13 protein-coding genes and 4 tRNA genes are annotated in these 17,537 nt (G+C 54.9%); all 17 read left to right on the top strand.

Going from position 1 to position 17,537, the window contains the following annotated elements; all coding sequences use genetic code 11:
- Window positions 1–152 precede the first annotated feature (152 nt).
- Window positions 153–1,106, top strand: coding sequence for a bifunctional biotin--[acetyl-CoA-carboxylase] ligase/biotin operon repressor BirA (gene birA / locus B3I26_RS13805; protein ID WP_296258334.1), 954 nt, complete (start codon window positions 153–155; stop codon window positions 1,104–1,106).
- Between the two features lie 79 nt (window positions 1,107–1,185).
- Window positions 1,186–1,623, top strand: coding sequence for a hypothetical protein (locus B3I26_RS13800; protein WP_296258333.1), 438 nt, complete (start codon window positions 1,186–1,188; stop codon window positions 1,621–1,623).
- Between the two features lie 142 nt (window positions 1,624–1,765).
- Window positions 1,766–1,850, top strand: a tRNA-Tyr gene (locus tag B3I26_RS13795).
- Window positions 1,851–1,876: 26 nt separating this feature from the next.
- Window positions 1,877–1,950, top strand: a tRNA-Gly gene (locus B3I26_RS13790).
- Between the two features lie 26 nt (window positions 1,951–1,976).
- Window positions 1,977–2,052 (top strand) — tRNA-Thr (locus tag B3I26_RS13785).
- A 185-nt stretch (window positions 2,053–2,237) separates the two neighbouring features.
- Window positions 2,238–2,313, top strand: a tRNA-Trp gene (locus B3I26_RS13780).
- Window positions 2,314–2,358: 45 nt separating this feature from the next.
- Window positions 2,359–2,727, top strand: a complete 369-nt coding sequence (secE, locus tag B3I26_RS13775; RefSeq protein ID WP_296258332.1) for a preprotein translocase subunit SecE — start codon at window positions 2,359–2,361, stop codon at window positions 2,725–2,727.
- 9 nt (window positions 2,728–2,736) lie between these two features.
- Complete coding sequence (gene nusG / locus B3I26_RS13770) at window positions 2,737–3,270, top strand: transcription termination/antitermination protein NusG (RefSeq protein ID WP_002555501.1); 534 nt, start codon at window positions 2,737–2,739, stop codon at window positions 3,268–3,270.
- Between the two features lie 119 nt (window positions 3,271–3,389).
- Window positions 3,390–3,821, top strand: coding sequence for a 50S ribosomal protein L11 (gene rplK / locus B3I26_RS13765; RefSeq protein WP_007933726.1), 432 nt, complete (start codon window positions 3,390–3,392; stop codon window positions 3,819–3,821).
- Window positions 3,821–4,516, top strand: a complete 696-nt coding sequence (gene rplA, locus B3I26_RS13760; protein ID WP_296258329.1) for a 50S ribosomal protein L1 — start codon at window positions 3,821–3,823, stop codon at window positions 4,514–4,516. Before rplK ends, rplA begins: the two co-directional genes overlap by 1 nt.
- 197 nt (window positions 4,517–4,713) lie before the next feature.
- The gene (gene rplJ / locus B3I26_RS13755; RefSeq protein WP_062384462.1) at window positions 4,714–5,214 is read left to right on the top strand and encodes a 50S ribosomal protein L10; all 501 of its coding nucleotides are present in this window, start codon (window positions 4,714–4,716) and stop codon (window positions 5,212–5,214) included.
- 78 nt (window positions 5,215–5,292) lie between these two features.
- Window positions 5,293–5,658 (top strand): 50S ribosomal protein L7/L12, encoded by a 366-nt coding sequence (rplL, locus tag B3I26_RS13750; RefSeq protein WP_034109568.1) that lies wholly within the window; start codon window positions 5,293–5,295, stop codon window positions 5,656–5,658.
- Window positions 5,659–5,877: 219 nt separating this feature from the next.
- Complete coding sequence (rpoB, locus tag B3I26_RS13745) at window positions 5,878–9,951, top strand: DNA-directed RNA polymerase subunit beta (RefSeq protein ID WP_296258324.1); 4,074 nt, start codon at window positions 5,878–5,880, stop codon at window positions 9,949–9,951.
- Between the two features lie 63 nt (window positions 9,952–10,014).
- On the top strand, window positions 10,015–14,214 hold the full coding sequence (rpoC, locus tag B3I26_RS13740) for a DNA-directed RNA polymerase subunit beta' (RefSeq protein ID WP_296258323.1): 4,200 nt from the start codon (window positions 10,015–10,017) through the stop codon (window positions 14,212–14,214).
- A 204-nt stretch (window positions 14,215–14,418) separates the two neighbouring features.
- Window positions 14,419–14,790, top strand: coding sequence for a 30S ribosomal protein S12 (gene rpsL, locus B3I26_RS13735; RefSeq protein ID WP_002555494.1), 372 nt, complete (start codon window positions 14,419–14,421; stop codon window positions 14,788–14,790).
- 119 nt (window positions 14,791–14,909) lie between these two features.
- Window positions 14,910–15,380: a 30S ribosomal protein S7 gene (gene rpsG / locus B3I26_RS13730; protein WP_002555493.1), complete on the top strand. Its 471-nt coding sequence runs from the start codon at window positions 14,910–14,912 to the stop codon at window positions 15,378–15,380.
- 30 nt (window positions 15,381–15,410) lie between these two features.
- A complete protein-coding gene (gene fusA, locus B3I26_RS13725; RefSeq protein WP_296258319.1) occupies window positions 15,411–17,516 on the top strand; it encodes an elongation factor G in 2,106 nt (701 codons plus the stop codon).
- Window positions 17,517–17,537 lie beyond the last annotated feature (21 nt).

Here is a 17,537-nt window from a genome sequence, read left to right as displayed (position 1 = left end):
GTGGGGTTTTGTTTTTGCGCGAAGAAAGTGGACTTCCCCTGTCTCACGACCTAAAGCGACACGGCACTTGGGGCCAATCGCGTGAGCGCTGCATATATGCACCGGCAGTATGCATCGCTATTATGCGTCCCTTATTGCCAGGCGTATGACCGATGCGGACATTGTTAAAGCTTCTAAGCGATGGGGCATTCCATTCTGGTGAAGACCTGGGCGTCGCGGTTGGAGTCAGTCGTAGCGCTGTCTGGAAAAGGCTTCAGCAGCTTGAGGCGGAGACCGGGCTGGAGATTCATAAAGTCCGTGGCCGTGGTTATCGCCTTGCCTCGCCACTGTATCTGCTGAATCAGCAATGGCTAAGAGATAACCAGAGTGATGCCGGATGGTCGATTCATGTGCACGATACGATCGACTCCACAAACGCCGAAGCGATGCGACTAGCCGGACAAGGGGTATCCCTCCCTTTACTAGTGCTTGCAGAGCAGCAAACAGCTGGTAGAGGACGCCGTGGACGCAAGTGGGCCAGCCCGTACGCTGAGAACCTCTACTACAGTTTGGCCTTACGCATTGACGGTGGCATGCGCCAATTGGAAGGACTTAGTCTTCTGGTAGGTTTGGCGGTCGTAAAAATGCTACGCGAGATGGGCGTCGACGGTGCTGGGCTTAAGTGGCCCAATGATATTCTCGTCGGCCGGCGCAAGCTCGCTGGTGTGCTTCTAGAACTCACTGGTGACCCTGCCGATGTCTGTCATGTAGTCATCGGTATCGGAATCAACGTCAACATGCGGGCCTCTGAGGAAGTTGATCAGCTGTGGACATCTATGATGCTGGAAACCGGCGCAAGCCTGGATCGCAACCAAATCGCTGCACGGTTGAGTGCTGATCTGAAAGAGTACCTCGCGGCCCACCGCAGCCAAGGATTTGTTGCGTTTCAGGAGGAGTGGGAGCGCAATCATCTTTGGCAAAATCAAAACGTTACGCTGCTGGCCGGTTCAACTGCTATTGAAGGGATCGTGGTTGGAATCGATGCGATCGGTGCGTTGCGCTTGAAGGTCGGTGAACAGGTGCACGCGTTCAGCGGGGGAGAACTTAGTCTAAGGCTGCGTGAGTAAGCCGAAAACTATCCTGCTGTGAGCTCAATGGGTCACAGACGCTCTCGTCCTGGTGCTTGATGGTAGTAATGAGGTCGTTATGCGTTGGGTGTTTTTGCTTTTATTGATGTTGAATTTTTTTTACTACGGGTGGCATCAGCAGAGCGCTCCTTTGAGGCCGAAAGAAGTGACTCCGCTTTCGCTTTACAAAGGGAATCAACAGGGCCTTCGGCTTTTGAGCGAGGCTGGAGAAGAGAAGGCCGCGTCGAACTCAAGTCCCGTCGCGGACGAGTGTCTCTATCTAGGTGGGGAGCTTTCTCAAAGCCAGGCGAGGACGGTGGAGCAGCGACTGACAAGTCTGGATATCCAGACGCAATTCGGCAAGCGGGTAGATAGCTCTGGCGCAATCTACTGGTTGAAAGTTGCACCTGGTAGCCGGCGCCTTTTCGACGACGCGTTGTTAAGTGGACTGAAGCACGACTTTCCTCAGCTAAAAAATAAAATAATGTTGTGCGAGGGCATTGCAACGGCTGAATAGTTTGCATAGAATGGCGCCCGCTTCGCAGTGCAAGATAAGTTTGAAACGCCTGTGAAGCAAGAGTCAATGTTTGTAACCTCAAGTTTTTATTGAGAAAAAGGTTGACAGAAGGGCAGCATAAGATAGAATGCTGCCTCGCTTAGGAGGGGTTCCCGAGCGGCCAAAGGGATCAGACTGTAAATCTGACGTCTACGACTTCGAAGGTTCGAATCCTTCCCCCTCCACCAAATTTCGAGCGTAAGCGACATGCTCGGCGGGTATAGTTTAGTGGTAGAACCTCAGCCTTCCAAGCTGATGATGCGGGTTCGATTCCCGCTACCCGCTCCAGTTTTGTTGGTTGTGCAATGTGTTTCGCTCTTGTAGCTCAGTTGGTAGAGCACACCCTTGGTAAGGGTGAGGTCAGCGGTTCAAATCCGCTCAAGAGCTCCATTACTAAGGCAGATATGAAAGTATCTGCCTTTGTTTTAGGTGTCACGTTTCGCTTGGTGTATTGGCTTCGCGCCTCGGTGATAGTGGCTCCTGCAGCGATTCGATGCGCATCCGTGCGATATTGTAGGATAGCTGTTGAAAACTTCTTGTCGGGTCCGCATAATGGTCGGCCTGATTTTGCTTTTAGGTCAGTAGCTCAATTGGCAGAGCGACGGTCTCCAAAACCGTAGGTTGGGGGTTCGATTCCCTCCTGACCTGCCAGATTCACGTAATGTGTCTGGCTTTCTTTTCACAGGATTTTAGTAGATGAATCCAAAGGCTGAAGCCCCTGACTCCCGTTTTGATCTTGTGAAGTGGCTAGTAGTAGTCCTTCTCGTCGTCGTGGGTGTCGTCGGAAATCAATACTACTCCGCGCAGCCAATCCTGTATCGCGTGCTTGCTCTGCTCATTATTGCCGCTGTCGCAGCTTATGTAGGGTTGCAGACCGGCAAGGGCCGAGCTTTCTTCGTGTTGGCCAAGGAAGCTCGCGCTGAGATTCGTAAAGTCGTATGGCCTACTCGTCAAGAAACCACTCAGACTACCCTCATTGTGGTGGCTGTGGTTTTGGTTATGGCGCTGCTGTTGTGGGGATTAGATTCCCTGCTCGGCTGGCTTGTTTCCTTGATCGTCGGCTAAGGGTGTCCCGTGGCTAAGCGTTGGTACGTAGTGCATGCCTACTCGGGTTACGAGAAGCATGTTATGCGCTCTCTGATTGAGCGTGTAAAGCTGGCAGGCATGGAAGATGGTTTTGGCGAAATTCTGGTCCCTACCGAAGAAGTGGTGGAGATGCGTAATGGCCAGAAGCGCAAAAGCGAACGTAAATTCTTTCCTGGTTATGTGCTTGTCCAGATGGACATGAATGAGGGTACTTGGCACTTGGTCAAGGATACTCCTCGTGTCATGGGCTTCATCGGTGGGACGGCAGATAAGCCTGCGCCGATCACCGACAAGGAGGCGGAAGCTATCCTGCGTCGCGTTGCTGATGGCAGCGACAAGCCTAAGCCGAAGACATTATTCGAGCCGGGTGAAGTGGTTCGCGTTACCGATGGTCCGTTTGCGGATTTCAACGGTACGGTTGAAGAAGTTAACTACGAAAAGAGCCGGATCCAAGTGGCTGTGCTTATTTTCGGACGCTCTACTCCGGTGGAGCTCGAGTTCAGCCAGGTCGAGAAGGCATAGCTGAGCCGGAAATCCCATACCCCGCAGCCTTGGGCTGTGGGGTTTTTTCGTCACTGGGATAAACGCGCAAGTAACCGGGGAGCCTTTCGAGGCGTTCGAACCCGTAATTGGAGTGCCTCATGGCCAAGAAGATTACCGCTTACATCAAGCTTCAAGTGAAAGCTGCTCAGGCTAACCCGAGCCCGCCAGTTGGTCCTGCTCTGGGTCAGCATGGCGTGAACATCATGGAATTCTGCAAGGCCTTCAACGCCCGTACTCAGGGTCTTGAGCCAGGTCTGCCGACTCCAGTGATCATCACTGTTTACAGCGACCGCAGCTTCACTTTTGAAACCAAAAGTACCCCTGCATCGGTTCTGCTGAAAAAAGCAGCTGGCTTGACCAGCGGCTCGGCTCGTCCGAACACCGTCAAAGTTGGCACTGTTACCCGTGCTCAGCTGGAAGAGATCGCGAAGACCAAAAACGCGGATCTTACTGCTGCTGACATGGAAGCAGCCGTGCGCACCATCGCCGGTTCTGCTCGTAGCATGGGCCTTAACGTGGAGGGTGTGTAATGGCTAAGCTGACCAAACGTCAAAAGGCAATCGCTTCCAAAATTGAAGCGGGCAAGTCTTATAGCTTCAACGACGCTGCAACTTTGCTGACAGAGTTGTCGACAGTGAAGTTCAGCGAGTCCGTGGACGTCGCCGTAAACCTCGGCGTTGATCCGCGTAAATCCGACCAGGTCGTCCGTAGCGCCACTGTGCTGCCGCACGGCACTGGCAAGACTGTTCGTGTTGCTGTCTTCACTCAGGGTCCAGCAGCTGAAGCAGCTCTGGCTGCCGGCGCCGACCGCGTTGGCATGGACGACCTGGCTGCCGAAATGAAAGGCGGCGACCTGAACTATGACGTCGTTATTGCCTCTCCGGACGCAATGCGTGTTGTAGGTCAACTGGGTCAGATCCTCGGCCCTCGTGGCCTGATGCCTAACCCGAAAGTCGGTACCGTTACCCCAGACGTAGCTAGCGCGGTAAAAAACGCCAAGGCTGGTCAGGTTCGTTATCGCACTGATAAAAATGGCATCATCCATACCTCGGTTGGCAAGGTCGGTTTTGATGCTGACAAGCTGCGTGAGAACGTTGAAGCCCTGATCGCTGATCTGAAGCGTATCAAGCCAGCTTCTTCGAAAGGCATTTACGTCAAGCGCGTTACCCTGAGCACCACTATGGGCCCAGGCTTGGTCATCGACCAAGGTTCGTTGAACGCGTAAGACCGCGGGGTGCGGTTAGCTGCGCCTTTGCAACAAATTGGGGTCCCTGCCTGGCGGGGGCTATCCAAGACCGTAGGCGGCGCGAGTCTTAAAACACAAGCCTACGCAGATGGTGCTCCCGGTTCCTTACCGAATCAGACACCAAAACGACATCCGGCTCCGGCCAGATGAAACGGTAACAAGCAGGAGTTGAACCCGTGGCAATTAAACTCGAAGACAAGAAGGCCATCGTCGCTGAAGTCAACGAGGCTGCCAAAGTCGCTCTGTCCGCTGTCGTGGCTGATGCCCGCGGTGTGACGGTAGGCGCGATGACCGGACTCCGTAAAGAGGCTCGTGAAGCTGGCGTATACGTGCGTGTCGTGCGTAATACTTTGCTTAAGCGTGCTGTTGCTGACACTGAATACAGTGTTCTCAACGACGCATTCACTGGCCCGACCTTGATCGCTTTCTCCAACGAGCACCCGGGCGCCGCTGCCCGTTTGTTCAAAGAGTTTGCTAAGGGTCAGGACAAGTTCGAGATCAAGGCAGCTGCGTTCGAGGGCAAGTTCCTCGCAGCCAATCAGATCGACGTATTGGCAACCTTGCCGACCCGCGACGAAGCAATTTCCCAGCTGATGAGCGTGATTCAAGGCGCTACCAGCAAATTGGCTCGTACGTTGGCGGCAGTTCGCGAACAGAAAGAAGCTGCTGCAGCTTAAGGCCGCACACCTCTTTCCGCGTATTTTTGTTTATTTCGAAGGCCGTATAGGCCCTCACACAATTCAGGAATTAGAGTCATGTCTATCTCTCAAGACGATATCCTCAACGCCGTAGCTGAAATGTCCGTTCTGCAGGTTGTTGAACTGATCAAAGCTTTCGAAGAAAAATTCGGCGTTAGCGCTGCTGCAGCTTCGGCTGGTCCAGCTGCTGCTGCCGCTGTTGTCGAAGAGCAAACTGAATTCAACGTCATGCTGACCGAAGCTGGCGAGAAGAAGGTTAACGTTATTAAAGCTGTTCGTGAGCTGACCGGTCTGGGCCTGAAAGAAGCCAAGGCAGTCGTTGACGGTGCTCCGGCCCTGGTGCTGGAAGCAGTAGCAAAAGACGCTGCTGACAAAGCCAAAGCAACTCTGGAAGAAGCAGGCGCTAAAGTCGAGCTGAAGTAAGCATTGACCTTGCGTCTCCAGCCCAAGCGTTAAGCGAAGGCTGATGGCTGGTGGCTTCTGCCACCGGCCTTTTTCCGTTATTGGCCGCCGATCAGGTCGGCGTCAGTAACGTGCTTCAACCACCGCGAATGGTGGCGCAAACCATGGGGTTTGCAAGATTTTCTGGCCGCTCCCGTCGGGGGAGGCCAAACAAGCAGGTGACCAAGCTGGGGAACGCTGATGGCTTACTCATATACTGAGAAAAAACGTATCCGCAAGGACTTTAGCAAGTTGCCGGACGTCATGGATGTGCCTTACCTCCTGGCCATCCAGCTGGATTCGTATCGTGAATTCTTGCAAGCGGGAGCGACTAAAGATCAGTTCCGCGACGTGGGCCTGCATGCGGCCTTCAAATCCGTTTTCCCGATCATCAGCTACTCCGGCAATGCTGCTCTGGAGTACGTCGGTTATCGTCTGGGCGAACCGGCTTTTGACGTCAAGGAATGTGTGCTGCGCGGTGTAACGTACGCAGTGCCTTTGCGGGTAAAAGTGCGCCTGATCATTTTCGACAAAGAATCGTCGAACAAAGCGATCAAGGACATCAAAGAGCAAGAAGTCTACATGGGTGAAATCCCCTTGATGACTGAGAACGGTACCTTCGTTATCAACGGTACCGAGCGTGTTATCGTTTCCCAGCTGCACCGCTCCCCGGGCGTGTTCTTCGACCACGATCGCGGCAAGACGCACAGCTCAGGTAAGTTGCTGTACTCCGCTCGTATTATTCCTTACCGTGGTTCGTGGTTGGACTTCGAGTTCGATCCAAAGGACTGTGTATTCGTCCGTATCGACCGTCGTCGCAAACTCCCTGCATCGGTTCTGCTCCGTGCGCTCGGCTATACCACTGAGGAAGTGCTGGACGCTTTCTACACCACCAACGTTTTCCACGTGCAGGGCGAGTCCCTGAGCCTGGAGTTGGTGCCTCAGCGTCTGCGTGGTGAAATCGCCGTCCTGGACATCCTGGACGACAAAGGCAAGGTGATCGTTGAGCAAGGTCGCCGTATCACCGCTCGCCATATCAACCAGCTTGAAAAAGCCGGTATCAAGGCGTTGGAAGTGCCGCTGGACTATGTACTTGGCCGCACCAGTGCCAAGGCTATCGTGCATCCGGCTACGGGCGAGATCATTGCCGAATGCAACACTGAGCTGAATACTGAGATTCTCGCGAAAATCGCCAAGGCTCAGGTTGTCCGTATCGAGACGCTGTACACCAACGACATCGACTGCGGTCCGTTCATCTCCGACACGCTGAAAATTGATTCCACCGGCAACCAATTGGAAGCCCTGGTCGAAATCTATCGCATGATGCGTCCTGGTGAGCCACCTACCAAGGATGCGGCCGAGACACTGTTCAACAACCTGTTCTTCAGCCCGGAACGCTACGACCTGTCCGCTGTGGGTCGCATGAAGTTCAACCGTCGTATCGGTCGTACCGAGATCGAAGGTTCTGGCGTGCTGTGCAAGGAAGATATCGTTGCCGTCCTCAAGACGTTGGTCGATATCCGTAACGGCAAGGGCATCGTCGATGATATCGATCACCTGGGTAACCGTCGGGTGCGCTGCGTAGGCGAGATGGCTGAGAACCAGTTCCGTGTCGGTTTGGTCCGTGTTGAGCGTGCGGTCAAAGAGCGTCTGTCGATGGCAGAAAGCGAAGGTCTGATGCCACAGGACTTGATCAACGCCAAGCCGGTCGCTGCTGCGGTCAAAGAGTTCTTCGGCTCCAGCCAGCTGTCACAGTTTATGGACCAGAACAACCCGCTGTCCGAGATCACTCACAAGCGCCGTGTTTCTGCCCTTGGCCCCGGTGGTCTGACCCGTGAGCGCGCTGGCTTCGAAGTTCGTGACGTGCACCCGACTCACTACGGTCGTGTTTGCCCGATCGAGACGCCGGAAGGTCCGAACATCGGTCTGATCAACTCGCTCGCTGCTTATGCCCGCACCAACCAGTACGGCTTCCTGGAAAGCCCGTATCGAGTGGTGAAAGAGGGTCTGGTGACCGACGAAATCGTTTTCCTGTCTGCAATCGAAGAAGCCGACCACGTGATCGCGCAGGCTTCGGCAGCCATGAACGACAAGGATCAGTTGATCGATGAGCTGGTTGCCGTACGTCACCTGAACGAATTCACTGTCAAGGCGCCAGAAGATGTCACCTTGATGGACGTCTCGCCGAAGCAGGTCGTTTCGGTTGCTGCGTCACTGATTCCGTTCCTCGAGCATGACGACGCCAACCGTGCGTTGATGGGTTCGAACATGCAGCGTCAGGCCGTACCGACCTTGCGTGCTGACAAGCCGCTCGTAGGTACCGGCATGGAGCGCAACGTTGCGCGTGACTCCGGTGTCTGTGTGGTGGCCCGTCGTGGAGGCGTGATCGACTCCGTTGACGCCAGCCGTATCGTGGTTCGTGTCGCTGATGACGAAGTCGAGCCAGGTGAAGCCGGTGTAGACATTTACAACCTGACTAAATACACCCGCTCGAACCAGAACACCTGCATCAACCAGCGCCCTCTGGTTAGCAAGGGTGATCGCGTACAGCGTAGCGACATCATGGCTGACGGCCCGTCCACCGACATGGGTGAGCTGGCTCTTGGTCAAAACATGCGCATTGCGTTCATGGCGTGGAACGGCTTCAACTTCGAAGACTCCATCTGCCTGTCCGAGCGCGTTGTTCAGGAAGACCGCTTCACCACAATCCACATTCAGGAACTGACCTGTGTGGCTCGTGATACCAAGCTGGGTCCGGAGGAGATCACCGCTGACATCCCGAACGTGGGTGAGGCAGCGCTGAACAAGCTGGACGAAGCCGGTATCGTTTATGTAGGTGCTGAGGTAGGCGCTGGCGACATTCTGGTTGGTAAAGTCACTCCGAAGGGCGAGACTCAGCTGACTCCGGAAGAAAAACTGCTGCGTGCAATTTTCGGTGAGAAAGCCAGCGACGTTAAAGACACCTCCCTGCGCGTACCCACCGGTACCAAAGGTACTGTCATCGACGTGCAGGTCTTCACCCGTGACGGCGTCGAGCGTGATGCTCGGGCGTTGTCGATCGAGAAGAGCCAACTGGACGAGATCCGCAAGGACCTGAACGAGGAGTTTCGCATTGTCGAGGGCGCAACCTTCGAGCGTCTGCGCTCTGCCTTGGTAGGTCGTAGCGTCGAGGGCGGTGCTGGCTTGAAGAAAGGTCAGGAAATCACTGATGAAGTCCTCGACGGCCTCGAGCATGGTCAGTGGTTCAAGCTGCGCATGGTCGAAGATGCCCTGAACGAGCAGCTCGAGCGTGCTCAGGCTTACATCGTCGATCGTCGCCGTCTGTTGGACGATAAGTTCGAAGACAAGAAGCGTAAGCTGCAGCAAGGCGACGACCTGGCTCCGGGCGTACTGAAAATCGTCAAGGTCTACCTCGCCATTCGTCGCCGCATTCAGCCGGGCGACAAAATGGCCGGACGCCATGGTAACAAGGGCGTGGTCTCTGTGATCATGCCAGTTGAAGACATGCCGCACGATGCCAATGGCACGCCTGTGGATATCGTCCTCAACCCGTTGGGTGTACCTTCGCGTATGAACGTTGGTCAGATCCTCGAAACTCACCTGGGCCTCGCGGCAAAGGGGTTGGGGGAGAAGATCAACCGCATGCTCGAAGAGCAGCGTAAAGTCGTCGAGTTACGCAAGTTCCTGAACGAGATCTACAACGAGATCGGCGGTCGCCAGGAAAGTCTGGACGATCTGTCTGACCAAGAAGTTCTCGATTTGGCGAAGAACCTGCGCGGCGGTGTGCCAATGGCAACTCCGGTATTCGACGGCGCCAAGGAAAGCGAGATCAAGGCCATGTTGCGCCTGGCGGACATGCCAGATAGTGGCCAGATGCAACTGTTTGATGGGCGCACCGGCAATAAATTCGAGCGTCCTGTAACTGTTGGCTACATGTACATGCTGAAGCTGAACCACTTGGTGGACGACAAGATGCATGCGCGTTCCACTGGTTCTTACAGTCTCGTCACACAGCAGCCGCTGGGTGGTAAGGCTCAGTTCGGTGGTCAGCGTTTCGGGGAGATGGAGGTCTGGGCGCTGGAGGCATATGGCGCGGCATACACTCTGCAAGAGATGCTCACAGTGAAGTCGGACGACGTGAACGGCCGTACCAAGATGTACAAAAACATCGTGGACGGAGATCACCGTATGGAGCCGGGCATGCCCGAGTCTTTCAACGTGTTGATCAAAGAAATCCGTTCGCTCGGTATCGATATCGATCTGGAAACCGAATAACACGTGACGCGAATCGAGGGTGGGTCGGTATGACCGCCCTCTGCTCCGCCAGGAGGAAAGGCCTTGAAAGACCTACTGAATTTGCTGAAAAACCAGGGTCAAGTCGAAGAGTTTGACGCCATCCGTATTGGACTGGCCTCGCCTGAGATGATCCGTTCGTGGTCGTTCGGTGAAGTTAAAAAACCGGAAACCATCAACTACCGTACGTTCAAGCCTGAGCGTGACGGCCTGTTCTGCGCCAAGATCTTTGGCCCGGTCAAGGATTACGAGTGCCTGTGCGGTAAGTACAAGCGCTTGAAGCATCGTGGTGTGATCTGCGAGAAGTGCGGCGTTGAAGTTGCATTGGCCAAGGTCCGTCGTGAGCGCATGGCTCACATTGAACTGGCCTCTCCGGTCGCCCACATCTGGTTCCTGAAATCGCTGCCGTCCCGTATCGGCCTGCTGATGGACATGACCCTGCGCGATATCGAGCGTGTTCTCTACTTCGAGAGCTACGTCGTTATCGATCCAGGCATGACCACCCTTGAGAAAGGTCAGTTGCTGAACGACGAGCAGTACTTCGAAGCCCTCGAAGAGTTCGGCGACGACTTCGATGCCCGTATGGGTGCCGAGGCTGTCCGTGAACTGCTGCATGCTATCGATCTGGAGCATGAGATTGGCCGTCTGCGCGAAGAGATTCCGCAAACCAACTCCGAAACCAAGATCAAGAAGCTATCCAAGCGTCTTAAGTTGATGGAAGCCTTCCAGGGTTCGGGCAACTTGCCTGAGTGGATGGTGTTGACCGTTTTGCCGGTTCTGCCGCCAGATCTGCGTCCACTGGTTCCGCTGGACGGCGGTCGTTTCGCGACTTCCGATCTCAACGATCTGTATCGTCGAGTGATCAACCGTAATAACCGATTGAAGCGCCTGCTGGACCTGTCCGCTCCTGACATCATCGTGCGTAACGAAAAACGCATGCTGCAGGAAGCTGTGGATGCGCTGCTCGACAACGGTCGTCGCGGTCGTGCCATTACAGGTTCGAACAAGCGTCCTCTCAAATCCCTGGCTGACATGATCAAGGGTAAGCAAGGTCGTTTCCGCCAGAACTTGCTGGGTAAGCGCGTTGACTACTCCGGCCGCTCGGTAATTACCGTAGGTCCGACCCTGCGTCTGCACCAGTGCGGTCTGCCTAAGAAAATGGCGCTTGAGCTGTTCAAACCGTTCATTTTCGGCAAGCTGGAAATGCGCGGTCTCGCGACTACCATCAAAGCGGCCAAGAAAATGGTCGAGCGCGAGCTGCCTGAAGTTTGGGACGTTCTTGCTGAAGTGATTCGCGAACACCCAGTGTTGCTCAACCGCGCACCGACCCTTCACCGTTTGGGTATCCAGGCGTTTGAACCGGTCCTGATCGAAGGTAAAGCTATCCAGCTGCACCCGCTGGTCTGTGCGGCGTACAACGCCGACTTCGACGGTGACCAAATGGCTGTCCACGTACCGCTTACGCTGGAAGCCCAGCTTGAAGCGCGTGCGTTGATGATGTCGACCAACAACATCCTGTCGCCAGCGAACGGTGAGCCAATCATCGTTCCTTCTCAGGACGTTGTATTGGGTCTGTACTACATGACTCGTGAAGCGATCAACGCCAAAGGCGAAGGTCGTGTGTTCGCGGATCTGCAGGAAGTCGACCGCGTGTTCCGTGCCGGCGAAGCCGCATTGCACGCCAAGGTCAAAGTGCGCATCAACGAAACTGTCAACGATCGTGATGGTGGCAGCGTCAAGAACACTCGTATCGTCGACACCACTGTTGGCCGTGCGCTGTTGTTCCAGGTGGTTCCGGCCGGCCTGTCCTACGACGTCGTCAACCAGCCGATGAAGAAGAAAGCGATCTCGAAGCTGATCAACCAGTGCTATCGCGTGGTCGGTTTGAAAGAGACCGTGATCTTTGCTGACCAGTTGATGTACACCGGTTTCGCCTATTCGACGATTTCGGGTGTTTCCATTGGTGTTAACGACTTCGTTATCCCTGATGAGAAAGCTCGCATCATCGATGCTGCCACCGACGAAGTTAAAGAGATCGAAAGCCAGTACGCTTCAGGCCTGGTAACCCAGGGTGAGAAGTACAACAAGGTAATTGACCTCTGGTCCAAGGCGAACGACGAAGTCTCCAAGGCGATGATGTCCAACCTCTCGAAAGAGAAGGTTGTAGACCGTCACGGCGATACAGTTGATCAAGAGTCGTTCAACTCGATGTACATGATGGCTGACTCTGGGGCACGGGGTTCCGCTGCCCAGATCCGTCAGCTGGCAGGTATGCGTGGTCTGATGGCCAAGCCGGACGGTTCGATTATCGAAACGCCGATTACTGCGAACTTCCGTGAAGGTTTGAGCGTACTTCAGTACTTCATCTCCACTCACGGTGCTCGTAAGGGTCTTGCGGATACCGCGTTGAAAACGGCTAACTCCGGTTATCTGACTCGTCGTCTGGTAGACGTTGCGCAAGACCTGGTGGTTACCGAAGTCGACTGCGGCACTGAACAGGGCCTGCTGATGACTCCGCACATCGAAGGCGGCGACGTTGTCGAGCCGTTAGGTGAGCGCGTACTGGGTCGTGTAATTGCACGTGACGTGTTCAAACCGGGTACTGAAGACGTTATCGTTCCTGGCGGTACCCTGGTTGACGAGAAGTGGGTTGAGTTCATCGAGCTGAACAGCATCGACGAAGTCATTGTTCGCTCGCCGATCAGTTGTGAAACCCGTTACGGCATTTGCGCCAAATGCTACGGTCGTGATCTGGCCCGCGGTCACCAGGTGAATATCGGTGAGGCTGTAGGCGTTATTGCTGCACAGTCCATCGGTGAGCCGGGTACCCAGCTGACCATGCGTACGTTCCACATCGGCGGTGCGGCAAGCCGGACTTCTGCTGCTGACAGCGTTCAGGTCAAGAATGGCGGCATCGTCCGTCTGCACAACCTGAAGCACGTCGAGCGTCTTGACGGCAATCTGGTTGCGGTTTCGCGTTCCGGTGAGCTGGCAATTGCTGACGAATTCGGTCGTGAGCGTGAGCGTTACAAACTGCCATACGGTGCAGTAATTTCGGTGAAGGAAGGCGACAAGGTCGACGCTGGCTCTATCGTAGCCAAGTGGGATCCGCACACTCACCCAATCGTTACCGAAATGAAAGGTACCGTGACCTACGTGGGCATGGAAGAAGGTATTACGATCAAGCGTCAGACCGACGAACTGACCGGCCTGACCAACATCGAAGTACTGGATGCCAAAGACCGTCCTGCAGCAGGCAAGGATATTCGTCCTGCGGTCAAGATGGTTGGCGCCGATGGTAAGGATCTGCTGTTGCCGGGTACCGATGTACCTGCACAGTACTTCCTCCCGGCAAACGCCCTGGTTGGTGTGGCGGATGGTGTTCAAGTGGGCGTGGGTGATGTTATCGCCCGTATCCCGCAAGAAACGTCCAAGACCCGTGACATCACCGGTGGTCTGCCGCGCGTTGCCGACTTGTTCGAAGCGCGTCGTCCGAAAGAAGCGTCGATCCTGGCAGAAGTCAGCGGCACGATTGCTTTCGGTAAAGAGACCAAAGGTAAGCGTCGTCTGGTGATTACACCGAACGATGGTAGCGATCCGTATGAAGAGCTGATTCCGAAATGGCGTCACCTGAACGTCTTCGAAGGTGAGCAAGTCAACCGTGGCGAGGTTATCTCCGACGGTCCTAGCGATCCTCACGATATCCTGCGTCTATTGGGTGTCAGTGCTCTGGCGAAATACATCGTCAACGAGATTCAAGACGTTTACCGTTTGCAGGGCGTTAAGATCAACGACAAGCACATCGAAACGATTCTTCGTCAGATGCTGCGTAAAGTCGAGATCAGTGAGTCGGGCGACTCGAGCTTCATCAAGGGCGACCAGATGGAGTTGACGCATGTACTGGTCGAGAACGAGCGTTTGGCGCAGGACGAGAAATTCATTTCGAAGTTCACTCGTGTCTTGCTTGGTATCACCAAGGCATCGCTGTCCACCGAGTCGTTCATCTCGGCGGCCTCCTTCCAGGAGACCACTCGCGTCCTGACCGAGGCGGCGGTAACCGGCAAGCGCGATTATCTGCGCGGTTTGAAGGAAAACGTGGTCGTAGGTCGTTTGATTCCTGCCGGTACCGGTTTGGCTTATCACAGCGAGCGCAAGCGCCGTCGTGATGCTGACAAGCCCTTGCGCGTGAGTGCGACCGAGGTTGAAGCCGCGCTGACCGAGGCGTTGAACTCGAGCAGTAACTGAGAGTAAAGGCCCTGGTCCCGAGGTCCACCCGAAACTGGCAGGCAACTGCTCTGAGTGGGTTGACGTTGGGGGCGGGGCTTTGACTTGACTGGGGGCGGGATCCTCTTTAGACTCTTGTACCCCTAAATCTGGCGGGACGTATGTCCGGCCATTTTGCTTTTCTTGTAAGACAATAGCGTCGCAAGACAACAGTGGAGCTAGTAGATGGCAACTATCAACCAGCTGGTACGTCAGCCGCGTAAGCGTATCGTCGAGAAATCCGACGTGCCTGCGCTGCAGAACTGCCCGCAACGTCGTGGTGTGTGCACTCGCGTGTACACGACTACGCCGAAAAAACCTAACTCGGCATTGCGTAAAGTGTGCCGTGTGCGTCTGACCAACGGTTTCGAGGTTTCCTCGTACATCGGTGGTGAAGGCCACAACCTGCAAGAGCACAGCGTCGTCCTGATTCGTGGCGGCCGTGTAAAAGACTTGCCAGGTGTTCGTTACCACACCGTTCGCGGCTCTCTGGATACTTCCGGCGTTAAAGGCCGTAATCAGGGTCGTTCGAAGTACGGTACCAAGAAGCCTAAGTAGTAGCGGCTTTTTGTAAAAACTGAATCATCTTATTTTCTGAGTCGATAAGAGTAAGGTCGGAGGCGTGCCGAAAGGGCGCTGATTCCGAGCGAACCTGAAGACCGTTTGAGGGCTTATCCATGCCAAGAAGACGCGTAGCAGCCAAGCGCGAAGTGCTTGACGATCCAAAGTACGGCAGCCAGATTTTGGCGAAGTTCATGAACCACGTGATGGAAAGCGGCAAGAAAGCCGTTGCCGAGCGTATCGTTTATGGCGCGCTGGAAAAGGTTAAAGAACGCAAGAACAGCGATCCCCTGGAAATCTTCGAGAAAGCTCTCGACGCCATCGCTCCGCTGGTCGAAGTGAAGTCGCGCCGCGTAGGCGGTGCTACTTACCAGGTTCCGGTCGAAGTTCGTCCGTCCCGTCGTAATGCTCTGGCAATGCGTTGGCTGGTAGACTTCGCGCGCAAGCGCGGTGAGAAGTCTATGGCTCTGCGTTTGGCTGGCGAACTGTTGGATGCCGCTGAAGGTAAAGGTGCTGCGGTTAAGAAGCGTGAAGACGTGCACCGTATGGCTGAAGCCAACAAGGCTTTCTCGCACTACCGCTTCTAATCACAGCGTCACTAATTTTGCGAGGGCTTTATGGCTCGTACTACACCGATCAACCGCTACCGTAACATTGGTATCGTTGCTCACGTGGATGCTGGTAAAACCACCACCACTGAGCGCGTGCTTTTTTACACCGGCAAAAGTCACAAAATGGGCGAGGTGCATGACGGCGCCGCGACCACAGACTGGATGGTTCAGGAGCAGGAGCGTGGTATTACCATTACTTCTGCTGCTATTACCGCCTTCTGGAAAGGTTCCGAGAAGCAATACAAAGACGAGCACCGCTTCAACGTAATCGATACCCCGGGCCACGTGGACTTCACTATTGAAGTTGAACGTTCCCTGCGCGTACTCGACGGCGCGGTCGTTGTGTTTTGTGGCACCTCGGGTGTTGAGCCTCAGTCGGAAACCGTATGGCGTCAAGCCAACAAATACGGCGTTCCACGTCTTGTTTACGTGAACAAGATGGACCGTGCTGGCGCCAACTTCCTGCGTGTGATCGGCCAGATCAAGCAGCGTTTGGGTCACACACCGGTACCTATCCAGTTGGCAATCGGTTCCGAGGACAACTTCCAGGGTCAGATCGATCTGATCAACATGGAAGCGGTCTACTGGAATGACGCTGACAAGGGTATGGTTCCTGTTCGCAAGCCTATCCCCGCAGAATTGCAGGAGCTGGCTGACGAGTGGCGCAACAACATGGTTGAGGCTGCTGCTGAAGCCAGCGAAGAGCTGATGAACAAGTACCTCGAAGGTGAAGAGCTCACCAACGTGGAAATCAAGGCAGCGTTGCGCCAGCGCACTATCGCTGGTGAGATCGTCTTGGCTGTTTGCGGTTCCTCGTTCAAGAACAAGGGCGTTCCCCTGGTTCTCGATGCTGTGATCGACTTCCTGCCTGCTCCAACCGATATTCCTGCTATCAAGGGTACCAACCCTGATAACGAGGAAGAAGAAATGGAGCGTCATGCAGACGACAGCGAGCCGTTCTCGGCTCTGGCGTTCAAAATCGCTACCGACCCATTCGTGGGTACTTTGACCTTCGTCCGTGTTTACTCGGGCGTATTGGCATCCGGCGACGGCGTGATTAACTCGGTTAAAGGCAAGAAAGAGCGCGTGGGTCGTATGGTGCAAATGCACGCAAACGCCCGTGAGGAGATCAAGGAGGTGCGCGCTGGTGACATCGCGGCCCTGATCGGCATGAAGGACGTCACCACTGGTGAGACTTTGTGCGACGCTGCCAAGCCAATCATCCTGGTTCGAATGGACTTCCCGGAGCCGGTTATTTCGGTTGCCGTCGAGCCTAAGACCAAGGATGACCAGGAAAAAATGGGTATCGCTCTGGGCAAGCTTGCTCAGGAAGATCCATCTTTCCGCGTCAGGACTGATGAAGAGACTGGTCAAACGATCATCTCTGGCATGGGCGAGTTGCACCTGGACATCCTGGTTGACCGGATGCGCCGTGAGTTCAACGTCGAAGCCAACATCGGTAAGCCTCAGGTTTCGTATCGTGAGCGCATCACGAAGAACTGTGAAATCGAAGGCAAGTTCGTTCGTCAATCCGGCGGTCGTGGCCAGTTCGGTCACTGCTGGATCCGTTTTGCTCCTGCTGACGAAGGTCAGGAAGGTCTGCAATTCGTGAACGAAGTGGTGGGTGGTGTGGTTCCTAAGGAATACATCCCGGCTATCCAGAAGGGTATTGAAGAGCAGATGAAGAACGGCGTTGTTGCCGGCTATCCGCTGATCGGCCTGAAGGCTACCGTGTTTGATGGTTCTTACCACGACGTCGACTCGAACGAGATGGCGTTTAAGGTGGCTGCTTCCATGGCGACCAAGCAGTTGGCCCAGAAGGGCGGTGGTGAGCTGCTTGAGCCGATTATGGCGGTAGAGGTTGTTACGCCTGAAGACTATATGGGTGACGTGATGGGCGACCTTAACCGTCGTCGCGGCATGATCCTGGGTATGGAAGATACGGTTTCCGGCAAGGTAATTCGCGCCGAGGTCCCGTTGGGTGAGATGTTCGGTTATGCAACCGACGTTCGCTCCATGTCCCAAGGTCGCGCAAGCTACTCAATGGAATTCAAAAAATACAATACAGCTCCGTCGCACATCGTCGAAACTGTAACCAAAAAACAAGGCTGATTCAGCGCCTTTAGGCTAGGA

It is taken from the genome of Pseudomonas sp. UBA5706, assembly GCF_002419965.1.
In the GTDB taxonomy this organism is placed as follows: domain Bacteria; phylum Pseudomonadota; class Gammaproteobacteria; order Pseudomonadales; family Pseudomonadaceae; genus Aquipseudomonas.
This window is presented reverse-complemented; position numbering and strand designations above follow the sequence as displayed.